Source organism: Pandoraea aquatica (assembly GCF_902459565.1).
GTDB classification, from domain to species: Bacteria; Pseudomonadota; Gammaproteobacteria; order Burkholderiales; family Burkholderiaceae; genus Pandoraea; species Pandoraea aquatica.
The window spans coordinates 88,798-111,679 of the sequence record NZ_CABPSN010000005.1 but is presented as its reverse complement, the minus strand read 5'-3'; the positions used below and the strand labels follow the sequence as shown (position 1 = coordinate 111,679).

Below are 22,882 nucleotides of genomic sequence, written 5' to 3'. Positions count from 1 at the left end.
CCCCCGACGTATCAATGCCTTCCATGCCTCGCGCCGCTCAAGCAACGACAGCGGCAACCCGCCTGACCGCAGGCGACATTTCCGCCCGACTCGACCGTCTGCCCCCGACCCGCACTGTGTGGAAACTGGTGGTGCTGCTCAGTCTCGGTTTCTTCTTCGAACTCTATGACCTGCTCTACACCGGCTACATCGCACCGGGTCTGGTGAAAAGCGGCATCCTGACGCCCACGACACCGGGCCTGTTCGGCACGACCGGGGTGGCGAGCTTCATCGCCGCGTTGTTCTCCGGCCTGTTCATCGGCACCATCGCGTGCGGCTTTCTCGCCGACCGCTTCGGGCGTCGCGCGGTGTTCACCGGCTCGCTGCTCTGGTACACCGTCGCCAACGTCATCATGGCGTTTCAGGAGACGGCCACCGGTGTGAACTTCTGGCGCTTTGTCGTGGGCCTCGGCATCGGCGTGGAGCTGGTGACGATCGGCACCTACATTGCGGAACTCGTGCCCAAGCAGATTCGCGGACGCGCCTTCGCGTGCGAACAGGCCGTCGGGTTCACGGCGGTGCCGGTCGTGGCGTTCCTTGCGTATTGGCTCGTGCCGCGCGAATTCTTCGGTCTGGAAGGCTGGCGCTGGGTGGTGCTCATCGGCGCGCACGGTGCGGTGTTCGTCTGGTGGATTCGCCGTGCCCTGCCGGAAAGCCCGCGCTGGCTCGCGCAGAAGGGACGTCTGGACGAAGCGGATCGCGTGCTCTCGGCGCTCGAAGCCAAGGTCGAGCGCGAGTACGGCAAGCCGCTGCCCCCGCCGGGCGTGCCGGAGCCGGTCGTGCCCAAGAGCGCGTTTCGCGACATGTGGGTGCCGCCGTATCGCAAGCGCGCCATCATGATGATTCTGTTCAACATCTTCCAGACGGTCGGCTTCTACGGCTTCGCGAACTGGGTGCCGACGCTGCTCATCAAGCAGGGCATCACCGTGACGACGAGTCTCGCGTATTCGAGCGTGATCGCGCTGGCCGCACCTGTGGGTCCGCTGATCGGGCTGTGGATGGCCGACAAGGTCGAGCGCAAGCACGCCATCGTGTGGACGGCGGGTATCGGCATCGTGTGCGGGATGGTGTTCTCGCAGGTCACGTCGTCGGTCATGCTGATCGCGATGGGCATTGGCCTGACGCTCGCGAACAACATCATGTCCTACAGCTATCACGCGTATCAGACGGAGTTGTTCCCCACGGGCATTCGTGCGCGCGCGGTCGGTTTCGTCTATTCGTGGAGCCGCTTCTCGGCGATTTTCACGGCGTTTCTGATTGCGTCGGTGCTGCGCAATTTCGGCGTGACCGGTGTGTTCGCGTTCATCTCGTGCGCGATGCTGATCGTCATGCTCGCCATCGGTCTGATGGGCCCGCGCACGAAGGACATCGCGCTGGAGAAGATTTCGCAATAAGCTGGCGTTCCCAGCCTCCCCCGGAGATCCCGACCATGGTGGACCTGAAGACAGAAGCGGCCTACGAGGCCAATGCCGAACGTTACAGTGAAGACTGGCTTGAACAGCCGCCGCCCGACGACATGTACGCATTGCTGATGCGCCATTTCGTGCCGGGCGGCAAGACGGTCGATGTGGGATGCGGGAATGGGCGCGACGCCGCGTGGCTGGCGCAGCAAGGCTTCGACGTCACTGGTTACGACGCCTCGCCGGCGTTCGTGGCGGTGGCGCGCAAAACCTTCCCGTGGGTGACGTTTCACGTCGACCGTCTGCCGTTGATGGAAAGCGTGACGGCGCAGTATGACAACGTGATCTGCGAGACGGTGCTGATGCATCTGCCTGCCGATGAGATCGCGCAGGCTGCCGACCGGCTGTGGACGCTGGTGCGCCCCGGTGGTGTGCTCTACGTGTCGTGGCGTGTGACCGAAGGTGCCGACCTGCGTCACGACGATTGCCGTCTCTACAGTGCTTTCGATTCCGCCGTGGTGCGTGCGGCGCTGCACGAGGGCGTCGTGTTGCACGAGGAGGACGTCACGAGCGCGAGTTCGGGAAAGCGTGTCTGCCGGTTGATTGTGCGGCGTCCCGGCTGACGCGACGACAGCGCGACAATAGCGCGACGGCGACATCCCACCGCTCGCGCACGCCATCAGATCAATTCAATTTCCGGCAGCGTCAGCAGACTCGTCTCGCGCATGATCGAGACGAACTCGCCGATGTACGGGCGTGCCGTCGTCGCCGGTAGCGTGGTGGCCCACAGCTCGGCCGTCAGCCCTTGCGGCGTGATGGGCCGTGCACTCACATAACGACGTTCCAGATACCCGGTCACGGCCCACAGCGGCAGCGCGGCCAGCCCGCGACGGCTCGCGACCAGTTGCAGGATCGCCACCGTCAGTTCGGTCGTGCGGCGTGTCGGCTCGATGCCCGCAGGGCGTAGCACCTGACGCACGATGTCGAGCATGTCGTCGGGCACCGGGTAGGTGATGAGTGTCTCGTCGCGAAAATCCTCGGCATCGACGTGCGATCTGCTTGCCAGCGGATGATCGTTCGCCATGAGCGCGATCATCTGAAAGCGGAACAGCGGATGGAAGTCCACCGCCTCGCCTTCCTCGTGTTCGGAGATGATCGCCAGATCTGCGCGGTCCTGATGCAACAGCCCGATCGGGTCGGCATGAAAGCCCGACACGATGTCCAGTTCCACTTCCGGCCAGCGCTGACGAAACGCGTCCATCGCGGGCATCAGCCAATCGAAGCACGTATGGCATTCGACGGCGATGCGCAATGTCCCCTGCGTGCCTTGTGCGAGCCGGGTGAGATCGCGCCCCGCTTCGTCGACGGCGGGCACAACGTCTTCCGCCAGCGCCAGCAGACGCTTGCCCGCCGGGGTGAACACGAGCGGGGCCGACTTGCGCACGAATAGCGGCAAGCCGTAGAAATCTTCCAATGCCTTGATCTGATGCGAGAGAGCGGATTGCGTCAGGTGAAGCCACAACGCCGCGCGGGAGACGCTGCCGGTGTCGCGCAACGCCAACAAAGTCTGCAAGTGACGAAGTTCGATGGGGGTGCGTTGCATGAATGAAATTAATGGTAAATGCCAAAAATTGTCGTTCAGATAATACATGGGCACCCGGGATACTGCCAGTCACACTGCGCCGAAAGAAAAACGCTGCCGACGCAGAAATGCGGGGCAGCGTTTTTCATTATTGGATCGGAGCGCGCGACGCCGCACCTGTCAGGGTTGACAGGTGCGCAATTGCATTTCGTTGACTAGACTGCGCTCCAAATGGCGCGCATGCATGACACATATTAGAAATAGCAAATTGCGCGCCCGATGCGGGTGGTGGCAAGACACGCTCGCGGCAACGACTCAGGTTTGTAGAGCAGAAGTCGGGAAGTGCGCATGGAAGAGTTCATTCTACTTTCGCGCGGTGATCTCGTGCCGCCAGTTTCCGTCGACAGCCGCTATCCAAGGGTCATGATCGACGAACAGGGAACGCCGGAGCGTGCCGCGTTGCACTATGACGGCAGTATGAAGGCGTCGTGCTACGACGGTCAGAAAACGTGGCACTTTCGACCTGTCGACGTGCGTCTGGATTTCGTGGAGGGCGCGCCCCACTGGTGGAGCGTGCGTGCTGAGGTGCGCTCGCCGGCCGCGTCCAACTTTGCGTTCGACGAGTCACTGCGACTGACGTTTCGCTCAAGTCTGCCCAACGGCGACTACGAGATCGAGAGTCCGCCCGATGCCGACGTGATGATGATTTACCAGTTGACGTTTCGTGATCCGCCCACCTATCCGGGGCAGGACGTGCATATCACGGTCAGCGCGATGAGCGGCAAGTTGATGTTACGCAACGATCCCCGCAACCTTCTCATGGGCGGGGCGTTCGATGAGGTGGTGATTCCGGTGCCGGGGCTGCAACCGCTGATCGGTGTGGGGGAGCGCTGGCCTTACAAACTTTGTCTGAGGAACGGAAGCTTCGAAGTCATGCGGCCGTGACGTCGGTGGTCGACGGCCGCATGGCATCGTCATCGATCAGGCAAGCGCCTTCTCAACGATCTCACGCACGTCCTTCGACAGTGCCTGATGCTGCGCCACCCGCTGCAAGGCGTCACGCATGCGCTCGCGCAGCGCCGGCGTGTATTTGCGCCAGCGGTCGAGCACGCGGGCAAGTCGTGCGGCGACTTGCGGGTTGAGCGCATCGAGCGCCAGCACCTGCTCGGCCCAGAACTGATAGCCCGAACCGTCGGTGGCGTGGAACTGCGCCGGGTTGCCGCTACAGAAGCTGAAGATCAGCGAGCGGGCGCGGTTCGGGTTCTTCAGCGTGAAGGCCGGATGCCCCATGAGCGCACGCACCGCATCGATCACGCAGTGGCTACCGTCGCCGCGTTGCATCGCCTGGAGGGCAAACCACTTGTCGATGGCGAGCGGCTCGTTCTCAAAGCGCTGATAGAAGTCCACGAGCGCTTCGGCCGCATGGTTCGGGCCGTGCGCAGCGTCGCCTTCACGGGCCGCACCGCCGCGTTGCACCAGCGCGGTGAGCGCGGAGAAGCGGTCGGTCATGTTGTCGGCCGTGTCGTATTGCGTGCGTGCGGTTTGCGCCACACCGGCGTCCGACAGTTCCATCAGATACGACAGGGCGAGGTTCTTCAGTGCACGCTCGCCAGCCGACGCGGCATCGGGCTGATACGGGCCCGGCACGCGATGGTTGTGATACGCGGCAAGCCATTCCGTGTGCAGCGACGCGGCCAGACGTTGACGCAGATACTGACGCGCGGCGTGAATGGCGGCCGGATCGATCTCCGTCATCTGCTCGCCGAGATACGACTCGGCCGGCAGCGTGAGGGCTTGCGCGCGGAACGCCGGGTCGAGCGTTTCGTCGCGAAGCACCTGGCGGAAGGCTTCGAGCACGTAGCTGTCCACGCTCGGCAACTGGCCCATCTGAATCGATTCGACGAGGGCGAGCAACTGACGCGTCGCCAGACGCTGCCCGGCTTCCCACCGGTTGAACGGATCGCTGTCGTGCGCCATCAGGAACGCAAGTTCGTCGATGGTGTACTCGTGTTCGACGATCACCGGAGCCGAGAAGCCGCGCAGCAGCGAGGGCATCGGTGTGTGGGCGACGTCGATGAACGTAAAGCTTTGACGCTCCTGCGTGAAGTCGAGCACGCGCGTGGTGGACGCCGGTGCATCGGCGGCTTCACCGGCGAGGCGCAGCACCATGTCGCGGCCGTCGCGATCGAGCAGACCCACGGCGAACGGAATGTGGAACGGCTGCTTGACGAGCGTCTCGTCCTGCAACTCGACGCCGACCTTCGGGCAGCGCTGCGTGAGCGTGAGGGTGTAGGTGCGGGCGGCTTCGTCGTAGACGGCATCGACCGTCACTCGCGGCGTGCCGGCCTGGCTGTACCAGCGACCGAACTGCGTGAGGTCGCGGCCGTTGGCGTCGGCCATCGCGGCGCGGAAGTCGTCGCACGTGACGGCCTGACCGTCGTGACGCTCGAAGTACAGATCCATGCCGCGACGGAAGCCGTCACGGCCGAGCAACGTCTGATACATGCGCACGACTTCGGCGCCTTTCTCGTAGACGGTGACCGTGTAGAAGTTGTTGATCTCGACGTAGCTCTCGGGGCGTACCGGGTGCGCCATCGGACCGGCGTCCTCCGGGAACTGCGCCTGACGCAGCACGCGTACGTCGTCGATGCGCTTGACCGCGCGGCCCGACTCGGAGCCCATCATGTCGGCGGAGAATTCCTGATCGCGGAACACGGTCAGGCCTTCCTTGAGGCTCAACTGGAACCAGTCGCGGCAGGTCACGCGATTGCCGGTCCAGTTGTGGAAGTATTCGTGGCCCACGACCGCTTCGATGTTGCCGAAGTCGTCGTCCGTCGCGGTGGCGGCGTCGGCCAGCACGTACTTCGTGTTGAAGATGTTCAGGCCCTTGTTCTCCATCGCGCCCATGTTGAAGTCGCTCACGGCGACGATCATGAAGCGATCGAGATCGAGCACGCGGCCGAAGCGCTCCTCGTCCCAGCGGATCGAGTTGATGAGCGAATGCATGGCGTGTTCGGTCTTCTCCAGATCCTGCGGCTGGACCCAGACCTGCAGCAGCTTTTCGCGGCCGTCGCCGGCCGTGATGCGTTCCTCCCGGCAAACCAGACGGCCCGCGACGAGTGCGAACAGATAGCTCGGCTTCTTGAACGGGTCGTCCCAGACGGCGAAATGACGTCCGTCCGGCAGATCGCCCTTGTCGATCAGATTGCCGTTGGCGAGCAGCACCGGATACGCTTCGCGGTCGGCGCGCAGCGTCACGGTGTACGTCGCCATCACATCCGGACGGTCGAGGAAGTAGGTGATCTTGCGGAAGCCTTCGGCTTCGCATTGCGTGAAGAAGTTGCCGCCGGAGACGTATAGCCCCATGAGCGACGTGTTCTCTTGCGGACGACAGCGGGTGACCAGCGTGAGCTCGAACGTTTCGGGCGGTGCAACGACGGTCAGCGTTTCTTCGCCGGTGCGGTAGCCGGACCACGGCTTGCCGTCGATTTCGAGGCTGACCAGTTGCAGGCCCTGGCCCACCAGTTCGAGGTCGCCGCCGGGGCCAGCCGGGTTACGGTGGATGCGCAATCGGCTGGTGACGGTGGTCACGTCGGCGGCGAGGTCGAAGTCGAGTTGGACGGTGTCGATCAGATACGCCGGGGGCGTATAGTCGGAACGTTGGATGACACCTGCGAGGTCGGTTCTGAGCATGGACGGTAATGTGCGGACGGCCAAGGATTCACAAATTGTAACGGAGTGGCGCACGCTTCGTGTCCAAGCCGCGAATTTGCTGAATTTTCGTTCAACGCAACCGTCAAACGATTCGGATGTGCGCGAGAGGCCGTCCTATGCTTAAATCGTCGCAACATAACGACCCACGAGGCTGATCGGACGCAGCGGCACCGAGGCGTCTACAGCGGGTTTCGGAATCGGGAGTACTGAATCATGTGGAAACGATGGGGAATGGCGACGTTGGCCGTCGCCAGCGTGTTGCTGGCCGGATGCGCCAGCACAGTGACCAGCCAGGTCACGGCGTTCGGCACTTCGCCGGGCTTCGAGGGGCCGCGCACGTATGCGCTCACGCGCACCGCCGAGCAGCAGAACAATCAGGAACATGCGACGTACGAGCAGTGGCTGCGTAATCGCCTGGCAGGTGACGGTTTCAGTGAGCAAAGCCCTTCGAGTGCGCACTATCTGATCGGCATGTCCTACGGCATTACCCAGCAAGTGATGCGCGTGACGGAACCGGCCTACGACCCGATGTTCGCGCCCGGTCCGTGGGGACCGTGGGGCCGTCCGTGGGGCTGGTACGGGTATCCGTACGGCGCGCCGCCGGCGTACATCCAGCGCGATTACCCCTATGGCCTTGCGGGCTTGCAACTGCGCTTCACGGACCGTCCGACGGGCAAGGAGGTGTATCGCGTGCAGGCCGAGACGAGCGATGCCGGCACGTCGATGGCCTCCGCCATGCCGTTCCTGATCGATGCGGCGCTCAAGCAGCTACCGTTCCCGAGCGGACAAACCGTCAACGTCCAGCAGAAAGTCGGACAGTGACGTTCTGACGGATGTGATGGATGAAGAAAGACCGGCCGATCCCAGGCCGGTCTTTTTTTGTTTGCAGAAGTGCTTACTGCATCAGCGTGATGACGCCGAGTACGAGGAAAATCACGGCCGCTACGGCGTGCACGGCGCGGGTCGGCAAGCGTCCCGAGAACTTGTGGCCGACGAGCACGGCAGGCACGTTCGCAAGCATCATGCCGAGCGTCGTCCCGGCCACCACGCCGAAGAAGTCCTGATAGCGCGCGGCGAGCATGACCGTTGCGATCTGAGTCTTGTCGCCCATTTCGGCGATGAAGAACGTGACGACGGTCGAGAGGAATACGCCGAACTTGCGACGCGTGTTCGCTTCTTCGTCGTCGAGCTTGTCAGGGACGAGAATCCAGATCGCCATGCCGATGAAGGAGGCCACGACGGCCCATTTCATGATGGCCGGGCTGATCGCCGTCGAGAGCCATTCGCCCACGGCACCGGCAAAGGCATGGTTGATCAGCGTGGCGACGAAAATGCCGAGAATGATCGGTACGGGCTTCTTGAAGCGCGCAGCGAGCACAAGGGACAACAACTGGGTTTTATCGCCGATTTCGGCAAGCGCGACCACACCGGTCGATACGAGGAATGGGGACACCTTATTTTTCTCCGCCGGGCCGTGTACATGCGAGCCAATGACAATGCGTCCCGGCCCGGGTGGCGGAAGCATCGTCATCGGTCTCGCCAGGCCCGAGGGCTGCGCACGCCATAGCCGGAATCGGCCAAGTCTGTTGACGTACGCCCCTGCCGAAGACTGATGTCTATGACAGGGCGGCTACTCCCCAATGAATCGAGGCGGATTATAGCATTGGCGCAGAGCCATCGCGCAAGCGACGTTTGCGTGACAGTGCGGTAACCGGCTGCGTTAAGCAAAAAAGGGACGGCCGACGGCTGCTGAATGCAAAAAAGGACGGCCGACGGCTGCTAAATGCAAAAAAGGGCAGCCGATGGCTGCCCAAGGAGATCCCCGACCGTTTGCCCCTTGCGCACGGTCGGCGACCGCGAGGGCGCGTGCGCCGCCAGAGCGATGACACCCGCTCCCTCGCGTAAGACATCAGGTCCGTGGCACGCGCCAACAGACCGGATCGGTGCAACGACTGCGATCAGTGCATCAGGCCGTCATTCCATCAAGCGGCCACGCGGCGATGGACCGGCTTGCCAGCGGCATACGTCGTGGCAATCGCGCGATCGTCGCCGAGCATGGCGAATGCGAACAGCAACTCCTCCAGCGACTCGGCCAGCGCCGTACGACGCGCGAGCAACGGCGTCGCCTTCGGGTCGAGCACCACGAAGTCGGCCTCGGCGCCCACGGCGAGCGTGCCGATGGTGCCGTGCAGATCCAGCGCGTGCGCCGCGCCCTCGGTCGCGAGGTAGAACATGCGTTCGGCCGAGAGGTGATACCCCGACAGGCGCGCGACCTTGTGCGCTTCGTTCATCGTTTGCAACATCGAGAACGTGGAACCGCCGCCTACGTCGGTCGCGAGCGTGACCGGCATACGTGTGGCTTCGGCGGCGGCGAAATCGAACAGGCCGCTGCCGAGGAACTGGTTGGACGTCGGGCAATGCGCAGCCACCGTTCCCGTCTCGAACATACGGCGGCGATCATGCTCGTCGAGCCAGATGCAATGCCCGTACACGGCGCGCTTGCGCAGCAGCTTGTAGTGATCGTAGACGTCGAGATAGCTGCGATGTCCCGGGAACAGCGAGCGCACCCATTCGACTTCGTCGGTGTTCTCGGCGACGTGGCTCTGGATGAACACGTCCTGATACTGCTCGGCCAGTTCACCGCACACGCCCAACTGCGCTTCGGTCGACGTCGGCGCAAAGCGCGGCGTGAGCGCGTACAACTGACGCCCCTTGTTGTGCCAGCGCTGAATCAGCGCTTCGCTGTCGCGTGCGCCGGTCTCGGCCGTGTCGCGCAGGAACTCGGGGCAGTTGCGGTCCATCATCACTTTGCCCGCGATCATGCGCAGGTTGCGCGAATCGCTTTCCTTGAAGAACGCGTCGGCCGAGCCGGGGTGCACCGTGCAGTACACCAGCGCACTCGTGGTGCCGCCGCGCAGCAGTTCGTCGAGGAAGAATTGCGCCACATCTGCCGCATATTCCGGATTCTCGAAACGTCGCTCGGTCGGGAACGTGTACTTCTCGAGCCAGGGCAGCAGTCCCGGCGCGGGCGACGCGATCATGTCCGTTTGCGGATAGTGGATGTGCGTGTCGATGAAGCCCGGCGTGATGACCTTGTCGCGCAGATCCTCGATGGGCGTGCCGGCGGGCAGCGTCGGCGCGACCTTGGCGTAGTCGCCCACGGCCGTGATGCGGCCGTTCTCGAATGCGACGATCCCGTCCGTGTGGTGGACGGTGCCCGGCGTGCCGTCGAGATAGGCGCGCGCCGGATCGTGCGTGAAGTAGACCAGTTGCGCGCGGACGGCGCGCAAGGCCTGCGTCGTCGTGTTTGTGGTGGACATTAGCAGGGTCCTTATGTCGTTACATTTGCGTGAGCAGCAGCACCGCGAGCGCGGCGACGATCCACATCGCAGGCTTGATTTCCTTGATGCGTCCCGTGAACAGCTTGAGGACGACGAAGGCGAGGAAACTGTAGGCGATGCCGTCGGTAATCGAATACGAAATCGGAATCATCACGAGCGCGATGAAACTCGGGATGGCTTCGTCCATCCGATGCCATTCGATGCGCGCGACAGATTCCATCATAAACACACCGACGAGAATCAGCGCCGGGGCCGTGGCGATGGCCGGCACGAGTGAGAGCATCGGCGACAGGAACAGGAACGGCAGGAACAGCAGCGCACAGACAACAGCCGTCAGGCCCGTGCGTCCGCCCTGAGCGATGCCCGCAGCCGATTCGATGTAGGCGTTCGCCGGGCTCGTGCCGAGCGGGCCGGAGATCAGCACCGAGAACGAGTCGACGATCATCGCCTGACGCATATTGCGCGGATTGCCGTCGCGATCCTTCATATTGCCGGCTTCGGCAATGCTCATGAAGGTCGAGAGGGTATCAAAGAACGCCGTGAAGAGCATCACGAAGATGAAGGGCATGTACGCCACTTTCAGCGCGCCCAGCAAGTCGAGCTGACCGATGCCCGAGAAGTCCGGCGCAGCGAAGAAACCCTGGAAGTTCACCAGCGTGGCCGTCGCGATTTCCTTGGGGAAGTAGCCGCTGCCGTCGCCCCAGAGGCGGCCGATGGGCACCGCCATGAGGGTGGTGACGACGATGCCGATCATCAGCGCGCCATTCACGCGACGGGCGACGAGCACGGTCGTAAGCGCGAGGCCGATGAGGAACGTGACGGTCGGCGGCGACAAGTGCGCGAGGCGCACGACCGTGACCGGGTCGCTCACCACGAGCTTTGCATTGACCAGCCCGATCACCGTGATGAACAGGCCGATGCCGCACGAGATCGCGTAGCGCAGGTTCGCGGGAATCGCTTCGACGACGAAGCGTCGCACGTTGAGCGCGGCGAGCAGTGCGAACAGAATGCCGGACCAGAACACGCAGCCCAGCGCCGTCTGCCAGGGCATGCCCACGCCGTGCACCATCGTGAAGGCAAACAGGGCGTTCAGACCCATGCCCGGTGCCACCAGCACCGGATTGCGCGCGTAGAGACCCATCGCACAGCTGCCGAAGAAGCTGATGAGCACGGTAGCGGTGAGTGCGGCAGGAAAGGCCATCCCCGTCTTCGACAGAATGGCCGGGTTCACGACGATGATGTACATCGCCGCGAGGAAAGTCGTGATACCCGCTATCACTTCGGTGCGGAACGTGGAGCCGAGCGCGGTGATACCGAAATAGCGGTCGAGTGTCGACGTCGGTTGCGCGCCCGCCACGCGCGTGTGGTCGTGTGCCGCGTCCGGTGCAGCCGGGGCTGCGTCCAGCGCTACATTACTCGCCGGGGGGCTGAGCGATGAGTCCATGGGGTGTTGTCTCCGATATGTTCTATGTGATGAGCGCCCGGTATTGCGCGGTGTGGGGGCACCTCGCGACGTGTATCAGGGCACGCTCGAAAAATAGCATCGGGTCCCGTTGAAAATATTCCTTATGGGGAATGTTCCACATCATCGGGAGGTAATGTGGCGACGCACACACACGCGGATTTGCGCCGCGCAGGCATAAAAAACGCCCGAATGATTCGGGCATTTGACGTTCGGCGAAGCTAACGGGCGATCAGACCGTCTGCGCGGCGCGGAATCGCTCCAGTTCGCCGACCAGACGCTGCTTCTCGCTGTCGTCGATGAACGACGCCTCGAAGCTGTTCGCGGCCATCGTGTAAGCGTCGTCGAGCGTCATGTCGAGCGCGTCGAACGTGGCGAGGAAGTTCTCGTTGAGATAGCCGCCGAAGTACGCGGGATCGTCCGAGTTGATCGTCACGGCCAGCCCGCGTTTGAGCAGTTGATGCAGCGTGTGCTGTCCCATGTGATCGAACACTTTGAGACGCACGTTCGAGAGCGGGCACACCGTCAGCGCGATCTTCTCGCGGGCCAGGCGATCGAGCAGCGCTTCGTCTTCAATGGCGCGCACGCCATGATCGACGCGCTCTACGTGCAGCATGTCCAGTGCTTCGTGAATGTAAGCGGGCGGGCCTTCCTCGCCAGCGTGCGCCACGATGCGCAGGCCAAGCGCACGGCAGCGCTCGAAGACACGCGCGAACTTGTTGGGCGGGTGGCCTTGTTCCGACGAATCGAGTCCCACGCCTACGAGACGGTGCCCGTGGCTGTTGAAATACGGCAGTGCCGTTTCCAGCGTCTGCAGGGCGTCCTCTTCGGGCAGATGGCGCAGGAAGCACAGAATCATGCGGCTGGTGATGCCGTGCTGCGTCTCGGCTTCGGCCAACGCGCGCTCGATGCCGTTCACGACGGTGGCCATCGACACGCCGCGCGACGTATGCGTCTGCGGGTCGAAGAAGATTTCCGTGTGACGGATGTTGTCGGCGACGGCGCGTTCCATGTAGGCACGCGTCATGTCGTAGAAGTCGTCTTCGGTGAGCAGCACGCTCGCGCCGGCGTAGTAGATGTCCAGAAAGGACTGGAGATCGGTGAAGGCGTAGGCGTCACGCAGGGCTTCGACGCTCGGATACGGCAGCTTGACCTGATTCCGCTCGGCAAGCCGGAAGATCAGCTCGGGCTCCAGCGTGCCCTCGATATGCACATGCAGCTCCGCTTTGGGCATGGCGCAAAGGGTCTTGGCGAGTTCTGGCGTGAGTGGCATGGAGATGTCTTGTTGGGGGGATGGGCGGGATTTTACCGTCGCAAGCGTTTGCCGGTCACGTGGGCGATCGATCCGGTATCCCGGACGCCGGGGCCATGCATCAGGCAGGGACGCCGCTAACCTGCACGCCAGCGGGTGCGCTCAGCCGCATCTGTTGCTCACGCACGCGCAACAGCTGCGCTGTCACGGCAATCGCAATCGTCGCGGGCGCTTTGCCGGAGATGCCCGCCACGCCGATGGGGCAGATCATCTGCTCGAAGCGCTCGGGTGGCACGCCCCGGTCGCGCAGACGATGTTCGAACTGACGGCGCTTGGTCATCGACCCAATCAGCCCGAAATAGGCGAAATCGTCACGTTTGAAGATTTCCTCGCACAGACGCTGGTCGAGCGCATGGTTGTGCGTCATGACGAGGAAGAACGCGCCCGGCGGCGCTTCGGTGACGACGGCCTCGGGCGTATCCGTGGATTCGACGACGGTGTTCGGTGGCACCGTCTCTGGGAACGTTTCGGTGCGCTCGTCGGCCCACGTGACGCGGCACGGCAGCGTGGCGAGCACTTGCACGATGGCCTGTCCGACGTGCCCCGCACCGAACAGCACGATGTGAAAGTCGCTCGGCGCAAGGCGCTCGCTCAGCCACAGCCAGCCGTCGCTGCCTTGCCAGAAGGAACAAGCGGCGTCGTCGGCGTCGCGGGTGAGGGTATGCGGGTGGGCGAGGGGTTCGTCGGCGTCGAGTTCGGTCAGCATGACCGGGCCGCCCTGATGCTGACTCGCGGCGGCGTCTGCGCCGGGCGCGCCGAAGGCTACGCTGCGCAGGCTGGCTTCGCCTGCTGCGAGACGCTTGTGCAGCGCGCTCACCCAGGCCAGGTCGGCCAGCGTGAGCACTTCGAAAGCGAGGGTGACGGCACCGCCGCAGCACTGCCCGAGGCTCGGGCCGAGGGCGAAGCGCTCGACGTGACGTGCGCCTTGCTGCCCGTACTGACGCAGCAACTGACGGGCGACGTCCATCGCCCGCCATTCGAGATGGCCGCCGCCGATCGTCTCCCACACGTGCTCGCGCGTGACGAGCAGATGGGTGCCCGCCTCGCGCGGCGCGGACCCCTCCACGCGCGCGATCGTCACCAATACGGCGGCTTCACCGCGTACGAGCAGTTTGTGGGCGGCGTCGACCCAGCGATGCATCAGGCGGCGCTCCGCGTGCGCAACTCGGTGATCGCCATGAGCAGCGCTTCGGACGTGGCCGGGGCGTTCAGCACCGGTTCGTCGCGATAGTCGTTCACGCTGGCCACGGCGTCGCGCAACGCATTGAAGACCGAGAACGGCAGCAGCAGCGGCGGTTCGCCGACCGCCTTGGAGCGATGGATCGAGTCCATCACGTTGGCGTTGTCGAACAGGTTCACGCGGAAGTCCGTCGGGCAATCGCTGATGCCGGGGATCTTGTACGTGGAGGGGGCGTGCGTCATGAGCTTGCCGTCCTTGTTCCACCAAAGCTCTTCCGTCGTCAGCCAGCCCATGCCCTGAATGAACGCGCCTTCGACCTGTCCGATGTCGAGCGCCGGGTTGATCGACTTGCCGGCGTCGTGCAGCACGTCGGCGCGCAGCAGACGCCACTCGCCGGTGAGCGTGTCGAGAATGACTTCCGAGACTGCCGCGCCGTACGCGAAGTAGAAGAACGGGTTGCCGTTCATCGTCTTGGCGTCCCACGACAGGCCCGGCGTGGCATAGAAGCCGTCCGACCAGAGTTGCACGCGCGCCCAGTAGGCGGCTTCCACGAGATCGGGGAAGGGGATGTGATTCCCGTTTGCACTCACGACATCGTTGGCGAACGTCACTTCGTCGGCGGCGCAGCCGTACTTCTGTGCCGCGAATTCCGCCAGACGCTGACGAATCTGCCACGCAGCGTTCTGCGCGGCCTTGCCGTTCAGGTCCGCACCGGTCGAGGCGGCGGTGGCCGACGTGTTCGCGACCTTGGTCGTGTCGGTTGCCGTCACGCGCACGTGCGAGAGGTCGACGCCCAGTTCGTGCGCGACAACCTGCGCAACCTTGGTGTTCAGGCCCTGACCCATTTCGGTGCCGCCGTGGTTCACGAGCATCGAGCCGTCACGGTAGACGTGCACCAGCGCACCGGCCTGATTGAAGGCCTGCACGTTGAACGAGATGCCGAACTTGAGCGGGGTGAGCGCGAGGCCCTTACGCAACACCGGACTCGTGCGGTTGAACGCCTGCACGGCGTCGCGACGCGCGCGATAGTCGCTCGTCTGTTCCAGCTCGGCGACCAGCTCGTGGATGATGTTGTCCTTGACGAGTTGGCCGTACGGCGTGGTGTTGCGCTCGGTCTTGCCGTAGAAGTTCACGCGGCGCACGTCGAGGGCGTCTTTGCCCAGACGTCGCGCGATGGCGTCCTGCACCACTTCCATGATGAGTGCGCCCTGCGGGCCGCCGAAGCCACGGAAGGCCGTGTTCGACTGCGTGTTCGTTTTGCCGCACAGGGCGCGCAGATCGGCGTCCGGCACGAAGTAGGCGTTGTCGAAGTGGCAGATGGCGCGCGTGGCGACCGGGCCGGACAAGTCGGCCGAGAAGCCTGCGCGCAGCGTCATGTCGACCTTCGCGCCGGTGATGCGGCCGTCGTCGTCGAAGCCGACGTCGTACTCGAAGTAGAAGCCATGACGCTTGCCCGTCATCATGAAGTCGTCGTCACGATCCAGACGCAGCTTGACGGGGCGCTTCAGACGCGAGGCGCACAGCGCGGCCACGCACGCGAACAGGCCCGATTGCGATTCCTTGCCGCCGAAGCCGCCGCCCATGCGTCGGCACTCGACATGCACCTGATGGCTATGCCAGCCCAGTGCGTGGGACACGAGCGCCTGCATCTCGCTCGGGTGCTGCGTCGAGCAGTAGATGTGGATGCCGTCGTTTTCCTTGGGGATGGCGTACGAGATCTGCCCTTCGAGATAGAACTGCTCCTGCCCGTTGCATTCGAACGTGCCGCTGATGCGGTTGGGCGAGGCTTGCAGGGCGGCGTCGGCGTCGCCGCGACGCAGTTGCATCGGCGGCAGCACACCCGCGCCAGCGGCCTTGGCGGCCTGTGGCGTGAGGATGGCGGGCAGGTCTTCGTATTCGCCCTTGGCCAGACGCGCGGCGCGACGGGCAGCGTCATGCGATTCGGCGACCACGGCGAACATCGGCTGGCCGATGTACTGGACGACACCGTCCGCGAGGATCGGATCGTCGTGGATGACCGGGCCGCAGTCGTTCACGCCGGGAATGTCGGCGGCGGTGAGCACGGCGATGACGCCCGGTGCGCGGCGCACGGCGTCGAGATCGAGCGAGAGAATGCGGGCGTGCGCCTTGGGCGACGGGCCGAGCGCGCAGTGCAGCGTGCCTTGCAGCTCGGGGATGTCGTCGGTGTAAGTGGCTTCGCCTGCGACGTGAAGCTCGGCCGACTCATGCGGACGCGAGCGGCCAACCTGCGCAGCGGTCTGTACGGTCTGCGTCATGAAGCCTTCGACTTGCGTGTTCATGGGCGGCTCCGGTTAGACGTTGGCGAACGCGTTGACTTCGTGTGCCGCAAGCGGCGCATCGTTACGCGTTTCCAGGAAAAAACGATACAGCAGATTCTGCGCACCGGCCAGTCGGTAAGCGCTCGTCGCGCGCATGTCCGAGAGCGGCTGGTAGTCCGTCGGCAAGGCGGCCATGGCGGCTCGCACGGTCGCTTCCGTCCACGGCTGGCCGTTCAGCGCGGCTTCGATGGCGCTGCCACGCTTGGGCGTCGCTGCCATGCCGCCGAAGGCGATACGGGCTGAGCGCACGATGTCGCCGTCGAGTTCGACCGCAAACGCGGCGCACACGGCGGAGATGTCCTGATCGAAGCGCTTCGCGAGCTTGTACGTGCGAAAACGTTGCGCCGACACGGGCAGCGGCACGCGAATCCCCTGTACGAATTCGCCCGCTTCGAGGGCGTTCTTCTGATAAGCGATATAGAAGTCTTCGAGCGGCATTTCGCGCACCACGCCTTCGCGGTGCAGCACGATACGCGTGCCGAGCACGATCAGCGCGGGCATCGAGTCGCCGATGGGCGAGCCGTTCGCGACGTTGCCGCCCAGCGTCCCGGCGTTGCGGATCGGGAACGACGCGAAGCGCTGACGCAGTTCGGCCAGCTCCGGATAGTGAGTGACGAGCGCATCGAACGCATCGTTGAGCAGGGCTCCCGCACCGATATAGATGCCGTTCGGACCCTCGGAGATCTCACGCAGTTCCGCCACCTGACCGATGTAGATCAGATGCTTCAGATCGCGGAATTGCTTCGTCACCCACAGGCCGACGTCGGTGCTGCCGGCGAGAATGCGTGCGTCCGGATACGCGGCGCGCAGACGGCCCAGTTCGGCCAGCGTGCGCGGGGCATGGAAGACGTGACCGTCGTGCTCGTACGAGAGCGTGTCGCCGCGTTGCAGCGCCTGCACCTGCTCTGCGAGCGCCTTGCGGTCGAATTCGTGACGCGGCAGGTCGTACATCTTCTGGGCGGCGTCGACGATGGGGCGGTAGCCCGTGCAGCGGCACAGGTTGCCCGACAGGACGTCGTCGATCTCACGGCGGCTCGGGCAGCCCGCTTCGACCGGACGGTTCAGATACATGGCCCACAGCGACATCACGAAGCCCGGTGTGCAGAAACCGCACTGCGAGGCATGGCAATCCACCAGCGCCTGCTGCACCGGGTGCAGCGTGCCGTCGGCGTGGCGCAGGTCTTCGACCGTGAAGAGCGCTTTGCCGTCGAGCGTGGGCAGGAACTGGATGCAGGCGTTGACCGCGCGCAGCGCCACATTGCCATCGTCGGCCAACTCGCCGATCACGACCGTGCAGGCGCCGCAATCGCCCTCGGCACAACCTTCCTTGGTGCCGGTGCAATGCAGGTCTTCGCGCGTGTACTGAAGCACGGTGCGGGTCGTGGCTTCGCCAGTGACCTCGTGCACCTTGCCGCGGTAAAAGAAGCGGATGGCTTGTGTCTCCATGATTCTCAGTGTAGTGCAGTGCAATTGTGGACGCGCCGGCGTTGCTGCATAGGTCTTTTAAGGGCCGGCGTGGGGATGAGCCGAAGATAGCACCGGCGGCACAGGGAAATATTTCGCCGCCATGATGATGGCTATTCGGACGCCCCGATGACCCATCCTTGTCATAAACTACGGCTCAACACGCCGTTTTCCGGTCTTCAACACGCCTTCAGAGCGCCCCTGCACATGCAAAGACCCCGCGAACAGATCGACGCCTACCTGCTGCGGGTACTCCATACGCTGCTCACAGAGCAAAGCGTGTCGCGCGCCGCGCTCAAGCTCGGCCAGTCGCAGCCGGCCATCAGCAACTCGTTGCGCCGTCTGCGCGAGATCACCGGCGACGCCATTCTGGTGCGCGGCAAGAGCGGCATGGTCGCCACCGAGCGCGGCCGGGAGCTGCTGGGCTACGCCACCGACGCGCTCGCCGCCATCGAACGGATTACGCACCCGACCACGGAGTTCGCGCCGCAGACCACCACGCGGGCGTTCCGGCTCGGTGCGCCGGACTATCTCGACGCCGTTTTCCTGCCCAACATCGCCGAAGTGCTGCGCCGCGACGCGCCGTCGGCCCGTCTGCACGTGCAACCCATCAACGCGGGTTTCGACTATGCAGGCGCGCTGGAAAATGGCTCGCTGGACGTGGTGATCGGTAACTGGCTGGAGCCGCCGCCGCAGTTGCATATGTCGCGTCTGTTCGACGATGAAGTGGTATGTATGCTCGGCGCACAGCATCCGTTGGCCAACAAGGGCATCTCGCTCAAGCACTATCTGGAATTGCCGCACCTGGCCCCCATGCCGTATGTGGCCGAGCGTCAGAGCTTCATCGACGGTTTTCTGGCCGAGCAGGGCCTGCGTCGCAATATTCAGATGACGATGCCGTACTTCGGGCTCGTGCCGTACGTGCTGATGCGCACCGATCTGGTGTTCACCACCGGGCGTCAGTTCGCGCAGCATTACGCGCGCTATCTGCCGATCCGCGTGGTGCCGTCGCCGATCAACTTCCCGCCCATGCGCTTCTATCAGCTGTGGCACGAGCGCACGCATGCCGCGCCTGAGGTGACGTGGCTGCGCCGGCGGATCGCGGAAGTGGCGACCGAACTCGACGCCGCCAGCGGTGCAGGAGAGCCGACTCCGGCGCTGGTACGACCCTGACATTCGGACTACTCGGACTGCTCTGACCGTTCGACCGTCTGCCAAAAAGCCAACGGCCGTCGCCCAGAGGGGCAGACGGCCGTTGTGCGTTTGGGCGGTACGCGAGGCGTTTTAGCGCAGCGAAATGGCGCGGCGCGGACGATGCAGCGCCAGCGCCAGGAAGATGACGACGAATGCCGCGAGCGACCACATCGGCAGCGTCAGGCCGAGGATCGGCGGGTACATCGTCTGGCACATGCCCTGCACCTGGAAGACCTGCGGCAACAGGCGCGAGGTCGGCAGCGCGTCCACAAATCCTTCGACGACATCGTAGCCGCAGCTCACCATCGGATTGGCCTGCACGTAGATGAGATACGCCGATGCGGCCATTCCGCCAATCGCCGAGAGCGCCGCGAGCACGCGCGCTACCTTAATTCCTGCCCAGCCACGCGAGACAGCGCCGACCAGCCCGAAGATCGCGATCAGCACGAGCGCGTAGCGCGCCAGAATGCACAGCGGGCACGGGTCTTCGTGAAGCACGTACTGGAAGTACAGCGCACCGCCCAGCAAGGCAAGGCAAACCACGGTGAGCAGGAGATACAGCAGACGTTCGCGGCGAAAAGCCGGGTCGAGTTGAGCGTTCATTTCACTTCAGGCGGTAGGCCATCACGAATCCCACGAATCCCGCTCATCCCCGCATGACGCCGGGCGGCAGGCACTTGGGCTGGGATTGTAACCCCAGCCCGATTCGCATGTGAGATGAAAAATTGCGGGATTTTTCGGAACTTTCCATCAAAAAATCGGACGTTTGCGCGCATTTTTGCGCGAAATCGTCCGAAAGTTGAGGATTGCGTTCAGCGGGCCGGGCGCAGTGCCTGCTCGATGGCGCGGGCGACCGGGAACAGGCGTGCGTCGTCGCCTGCGGCACCGCTGACCATCAGGCCGATGGGGGCTTCGCCCTGACCCTGGCACGGCAGCGAGAAGGCGCAGCCGTCGATCATGTTGATGGCCGTCGGGTTGCGCAGTACGAGGGCGTTGGTGGCGGTAAAGGTCTCGTCGCTGGCTTCGAGCGGCGCGATGGCTGGCGGCGTGAGCGGCACGGTCGGGCACAGCACGGCGTCGAAGCTTTGCCACACGGGATTCGCTGCTGCGATGAGCGCGGCGCGGGCGTTGATCAGATCGACGTAGTCCGCAGCACCTGCCGGTTCGCCCTTGCGAATGCGTACCAGCACGCGCGGGTCGTAGCCATCCGCACGTTCGGCCAGCAACTTGCGATGCCAGGCGTATGCCTCGATGGGCGAGAAGCCGAAGCGGTTGATCGCGGGCAGGGTGTCGAACGGTGCGAATTTGAACTCGACGAGCGTGGCGCCTGCCTTGGCGAGCGTGGCGAGGGCGCGCTCGTAGATGGCGAGCGCGGCGGGTTCCGCGCCGTCGAGCACGAAATTCGTCAAGACGCCGAAGCGCATACCACGCAGATCGCGCGGTGCAGCCGGTGTTTCATTTGGGACATTGCCCGACAGAATCGCGTCTACCCACGCACAGCAATCGACCGAGCGGCCGATGGGGCCGACGGAGTCGAGCGTGGTCGAGAGCGGCAGCGCGCCGTCGCGCGGCGTACGCGACGCCGTCGGCTTGAAGCCGGTCAGGCCACAGAACGCGGCGGGAATGCGGATCGAACCGCCGGTATCCGTGCCGAGACCGACGGCGGCCATGCCATCGGCCACGGAAGCGGCTGCGCCCGACGACGAACCACCGGCAATGTGCCCGACCTCGCGCTGCCACGGCGAGCGCGGCGTGCCGTAGTGCGGATTCAGGCCGAGACCGGAGAAGGCGAACTCGGTCATGTTGGTGCGACCGACGATCACGGCACCCGCCTGACGCAGACGCGCGACGGCCAGTGCGTCGTGCGTGGCGGGGGCAGCGTCCGAGAGCACTGTGGAGCCTGCGCGTGTGACCTGACCCGCAACGTCGAACAGATCCTTCACCGAGACGGGAATGCCCATTAGCGGCGACAAACGGGCACCGGCGCGACGCAGGGCGTCGAGGCCGTCGGCGGCGTCGCGAGCGGCTTGGGCGTCGACTTGCGTGAAGACGACGCTGCCCTGACCGGCCGGATCGGCGATGCGGGCGAGCGCCTGCTCGGTGAGGGCACGGCTGGTGGTGCGGCCTGCGTCGAGCGCGGCAGCGAGGTCGGACAGGGGGCGTTGCAGATCGATGGCGTCGTGGCTCATGTTCAGATCGCTTTCAGAATATGGGTGCGGAATTCTTCGATATGACGGGCAATGGCCCGGCGGGCGCGTTCGCCGTCATGGGCAGCCAGCGCTTCGAATAGTTCGAGGTGTTCTTCATAGACGCCTTCCAGATGGCTCGGCGTCGACAAGGCAAGAAACCAGAAGCGCAGCGAGCGCTCGTGCAGGCCGCGCAGCAGTTCGGCAAGCGTCTGGTTGCGCGAGGCGCGCGAGATCGCCAGATGGAACTCGCGGTCGATGCGCATCATGGCGGCGACGTCGCGCGCCGCGATGGCTTCGCGCGAGCGGGCCAGCACGGCTTCGATGGCCGCGAGATCCTCCGGCGTGGCCGCGCGGGCGGCCAGCTCGACACAGTACGTCTCGTTGACCATGCGCACGTCGATGATTTCGAGCGCGTCGTTCAGCGAGACGGGGGCGACCATGGCCCCCTTGCGCGGCAGGATGACCAACAACCCTTCGAGTGCCAGACGGTGCATCGCCTGATGCACGGGCGTGCGTCCCAGTCCCGTCGACTGCATCAATTGCGCTTCGTTGAGCGTCTCGCCGGGGCGCAGACGCAACGTGATGATGTCGTGCTTGATGGCTTCGTAGGCGCGCTCGGTCAGGCTGCGGCCGTCGTGAGTCGCGGACGGCACGGACGGCTCGGGCGGCATGCGGTTGGCGTCGCCTGCGACTTCTGTCTGGCGGGGCTCGGAAAGTGTCTCGTTGGGCATCGGGTGGGGGCAGTCAGTCGGCAATCGCCAGCGCCTGCGTGGCGTAGCGGTGCCGGATCGTGCGGCCGAGGACCGGGTCGTGCAGCTCGATCTCGAACTGCTCGCCGCCGGCCACGCCGCCAATGGCAGCGAGTGTGCCACAGAACATTGCTGCGCCTGCGGGCAAGCCATCCGGTCCGAGTTTTGCCATCAGTTCTTGCGGCGAGAGCAGGCCCGCGACCGTGCCTTCCTGATAAAGACGCCGCTCGCCCGCACGCGTCACCCAGGAGCGCAGTTCCAACTGATCCCAGTGCGCTGCGACATCGGCAAAGCGCCATGCCTCGCGCGCCACGGGCTTGGCGCAGACCTGTTTGGAGACGGTGACGCCATAGGCTTCGACTTCGCGGTCGGTGTGGTCCGAGCCGACGCTCACGAACAGTTCGTCGCCGTGGCGGACCAGCACGCATTCGGCTTCGCCGCTGCTCGTCTCACCGACGACGTCGATGGCGTCGTCCTGAGCGAGCAGGGCGGGGGCGAGGCGATAGAAGCAAGGCGTGGTCGACGGGCGGCGTACGCCGAGTGCGGCAAGTTCGGCGATGTGATGCTCGACCGCGTGCCGGTCGCGTCCGGCCCATCCGGCGATGATCAGAGTGTCGACGGCAACGTCGATACGAAGGCCAGCGCCGTCACCGGGCACCGTGAAAGACAAACGGGAACTCATACGTCAACCACTCCAGGGAATCACACAGTGAAATTCAATTGATATTTATGTGATATTTCACAAGGAGGCGAGACAAAAATCAAGAAAAAAAATTTCGCGCGACGGTATGAAAAACGGGAATTTTTTATGAAAACCCCCGTCAATCTTGGGTTGCGCGCGTGTCAGGCCATCGCGTATATTGATTCGGCGCCCGTTTTGGGCCGAATGTTCGTTGGCTTTTCCGTTCCGGTGTCCG

At 64.3% G+C, this 22,882-nt stretch carries 18 protein-coding genes and 1 riboswitch; of the genes, 5 read left to right on the top strand and 13 right to left on the bottom strand.

What is annotated here, in order from left to right:
* Window positions 1-14 precede the first annotated feature (14 nt).
* Together PAQ31011_RS17555 and PAQ31011_RS17550 are read left to right on the top strand one after the other, a co-directional pair.
* Window positions 15-1,433: an MFS transporter gene (locus PAQ31011_RS17555; protein WP_150577037.1), complete on the top strand. Its 1,419-nt coding sequence runs from the start codon at window positions 15-17 to the stop codon at window positions 1,431-1,433.
* 35 nt (window positions 1,434-1,468) lie between these two features.
* Window positions 1,469-2,062 carry a class I SAM-dependent methyltransferase gene (locus PAQ31011_RS17550; protein WP_150577036.1) on the top strand — a complete coding sequence of 198 codons (594 nt, stop codon included), beginning with the start codon at window positions 1,469-1,471 and terminating at the stop codon, window positions 2,060-2,062.
* A gap of 56 nt (window positions 2,063-2,118) precedes the next feature.
* Here PAQ31011_RS17550 and PAQ31011_RS17545 read toward each other — a convergent pair whose 3' ends face one another.
* Window positions 2,119-3,042, bottom strand: a complete 924-nt coding sequence (locus PAQ31011_RS17545) for a LysR family transcriptional regulator (RefSeq protein ID WP_150577035.1) — start codon at window positions 3,040-3,042, stop codon at window positions 2,119-2,121.
* A gap of 327 nt (window positions 3,043-3,369) precedes the next feature.
* Here PAQ31011_RS17545 and PAQ31011_RS17540 point away from each other — a divergent pair, with 327 nt between their 5' ends.
* The gene (locus PAQ31011_RS17540; RefSeq protein WP_150577034.1) at window positions 3,370-3,966 is read left to right on the top strand and encodes a hypothetical protein; all 597 of its coding nucleotides are present in this window, start codon (window positions 3,370-3,372) and stop codon (window positions 3,964-3,966) included.
* A 36-nt stretch (window positions 3,967-4,002) separates the two neighbouring features.
* On the opposite strand, the gene pepN is transcribed toward PAQ31011_RS17540, so the two are convergent.
* Window positions 4,003-6,714 (bottom strand): aminopeptidase N, encoded by a 2,712-nt coding sequence (gene pepN / locus PAQ31011_RS17535; RefSeq protein WP_150577033.1) that lies wholly within the window; start codon window positions 6,712-6,714, stop codon window positions 4,003-4,005.
* Window positions 6,715-6,948: 234 nt separating this feature from the next.
* Between pepN and PAQ31011_RS17530 the strand changes: the two genes are divergently transcribed.
* A complete protein-coding gene (locus PAQ31011_RS17530; protein WP_150577032.1) occupies window positions 6,949-7,557 on the top strand; it encodes a DUF4136 domain-containing protein in 609 nt (202 codons plus the stop codon).
* Between the two features lie 73 nt (window positions 7,558-7,630).
* Here the strand turns inward: PAQ31011_RS17530 and PAQ31011_RS17525 are convergent, their stop codons facing one another.
* The 7 genes from PAQ31011_RS17525 to xdhA form a co-directional block, all read right to left on the bottom strand.
* Window positions 7,631-8,188: a TMEM165/GDT1 family protein gene (locus PAQ31011_RS17525; RefSeq protein ID WP_246179639.1), complete on the bottom strand. Its 558-nt coding sequence runs from the start codon at window positions 8,186-8,188 to the stop codon at window positions 7,631-7,633.
* Window positions 8,189-8,201: 13 nt separating this feature from the next.
* A riboswitch (yybP-ykoY riboswitch) is annotated at window positions 8,202-8,386 on the bottom strand.
* Between the two features lie 331 nt (window positions 8,387-8,717).
* Window positions 8,718-10,055 (bottom strand): guanine deaminase, encoded by a 1,338-nt coding sequence (gene guaD, locus PAQ31011_RS17520; RefSeq protein ID WP_150577030.1) that lies wholly within the window; start codon window positions 10,053-10,055, stop codon window positions 8,718-8,720.
* Between the two features lie 19 nt (window positions 10,056-10,074).
* The gene (locus PAQ31011_RS17515; RefSeq protein WP_246179638.1) at window positions 10,075-11,520 is read right to left on the bottom strand and encodes an NCS2 family permease; all 1,446 of its coding nucleotides are present in this window, start codon (window positions 11,518-11,520) and stop codon (window positions 10,075-10,077) included.
* A 250-nt stretch (window positions 11,521-11,770) separates the two neighbouring features.
* Window positions 11,771-12,811, bottom strand: coding sequence for an adenosine deaminase (locus PAQ31011_RS17510; protein ID WP_150577029.1), 1,041 nt, complete (start codon window positions 12,809-12,811; stop codon window positions 11,771-11,773).
* A gap of 100 nt (window positions 12,812-12,911) precedes the next feature.
* Window positions 12,912-13,991, bottom strand: a complete 1,080-nt coding sequence (gene xdhC / locus PAQ31011_RS17505; RefSeq protein ID WP_150577028.1) for a xanthine dehydrogenase accessory protein XdhC — start codon at window positions 13,989-13,991, stop codon at window positions 12,912-12,914.
* Window positions 13,991-16,330, bottom strand: a complete 2,340-nt coding sequence (xdhB, locus tag PAQ31011_RS17500) for a xanthine dehydrogenase molybdopterin binding subunit (RefSeq protein ID WP_150577027.1) — start codon at window positions 16,328-16,330, stop codon at window positions 13,991-13,993. The genes xdhC and xdhB overlap by 1 nt, the downstream gene beginning before the upstream one ends.
* 12 nt (window positions 16,331-16,342) lie before the next feature.
* Window positions 16,343-17,815 carry a xanthine dehydrogenase small subunit gene (gene xdhA, locus PAQ31011_RS17495; RefSeq protein WP_150577026.1) on the bottom strand — a complete coding sequence of 491 codons (1,473 nt, stop codon included), beginning with the start codon at window positions 17,813-17,815 and terminating at the stop codon, window positions 16,343-16,345.
* A 225-nt stretch (window positions 17,816-18,040) separates the two neighbouring features.
* On the opposite strand from xdhA, the gene PAQ31011_RS17490 reads away from it, so the two are divergent.
* The gene (locus tag PAQ31011_RS17490) at window positions 18,041-19,006 is read left to right on the top strand and encodes a LysR substrate-binding domain-containing protein (protein WP_150577025.1); all 966 of its coding nucleotides are present in this window, start codon (window positions 18,041-18,043) and stop codon (window positions 19,004-19,006) included.
* A 111-nt stretch (window positions 19,007-19,117) separates the two neighbouring features.
* Here PAQ31011_RS17490 and PAQ31011_RS17485 read toward each other — a convergent pair whose 3' ends face one another.
* From PAQ31011_RS17485 to PAQ31011_RS17470, 4 genes are all read right to left on the bottom strand, one after another.
* The gene (locus PAQ31011_RS17485) at window positions 19,118-19,630 is read right to left on the bottom strand and encodes a disulfide bond formation protein B (RefSeq protein WP_150577024.1); all 513 of its coding nucleotides are present in this window, start codon (window positions 19,628-19,630) and stop codon (window positions 19,118-19,120) included.
* Between the two features lie 209 nt (window positions 19,631-19,839).
* Complete coding sequence (locus PAQ31011_RS17480) at window positions 19,840-21,216, bottom strand: amidase (RefSeq protein ID WP_150577023.1); 1,377 nt, start codon at window positions 21,214-21,216, stop codon at window positions 19,840-19,842.
* A gap of 2 nt (window positions 21,217-21,218) precedes the next feature.
* Complete coding sequence (locus PAQ31011_RS17475; protein ID WP_150577281.1) at window positions 21,219-21,887, bottom strand: GntR family transcriptional regulator; 669 nt, start codon at window positions 21,885-21,887, stop codon at window positions 21,219-21,221.
* Between the two features lie 73 nt (window positions 21,888-21,960).
* Window positions 21,961-22,647, bottom strand: a complete 687-nt coding sequence (locus PAQ31011_RS17470; protein ID WP_150577022.1) for a DUF2848 domain-containing protein — start codon at window positions 22,645-22,647, stop codon at window positions 21,961-21,963.
* Window positions 22,648-22,882 lie beyond the last annotated feature (235 nt).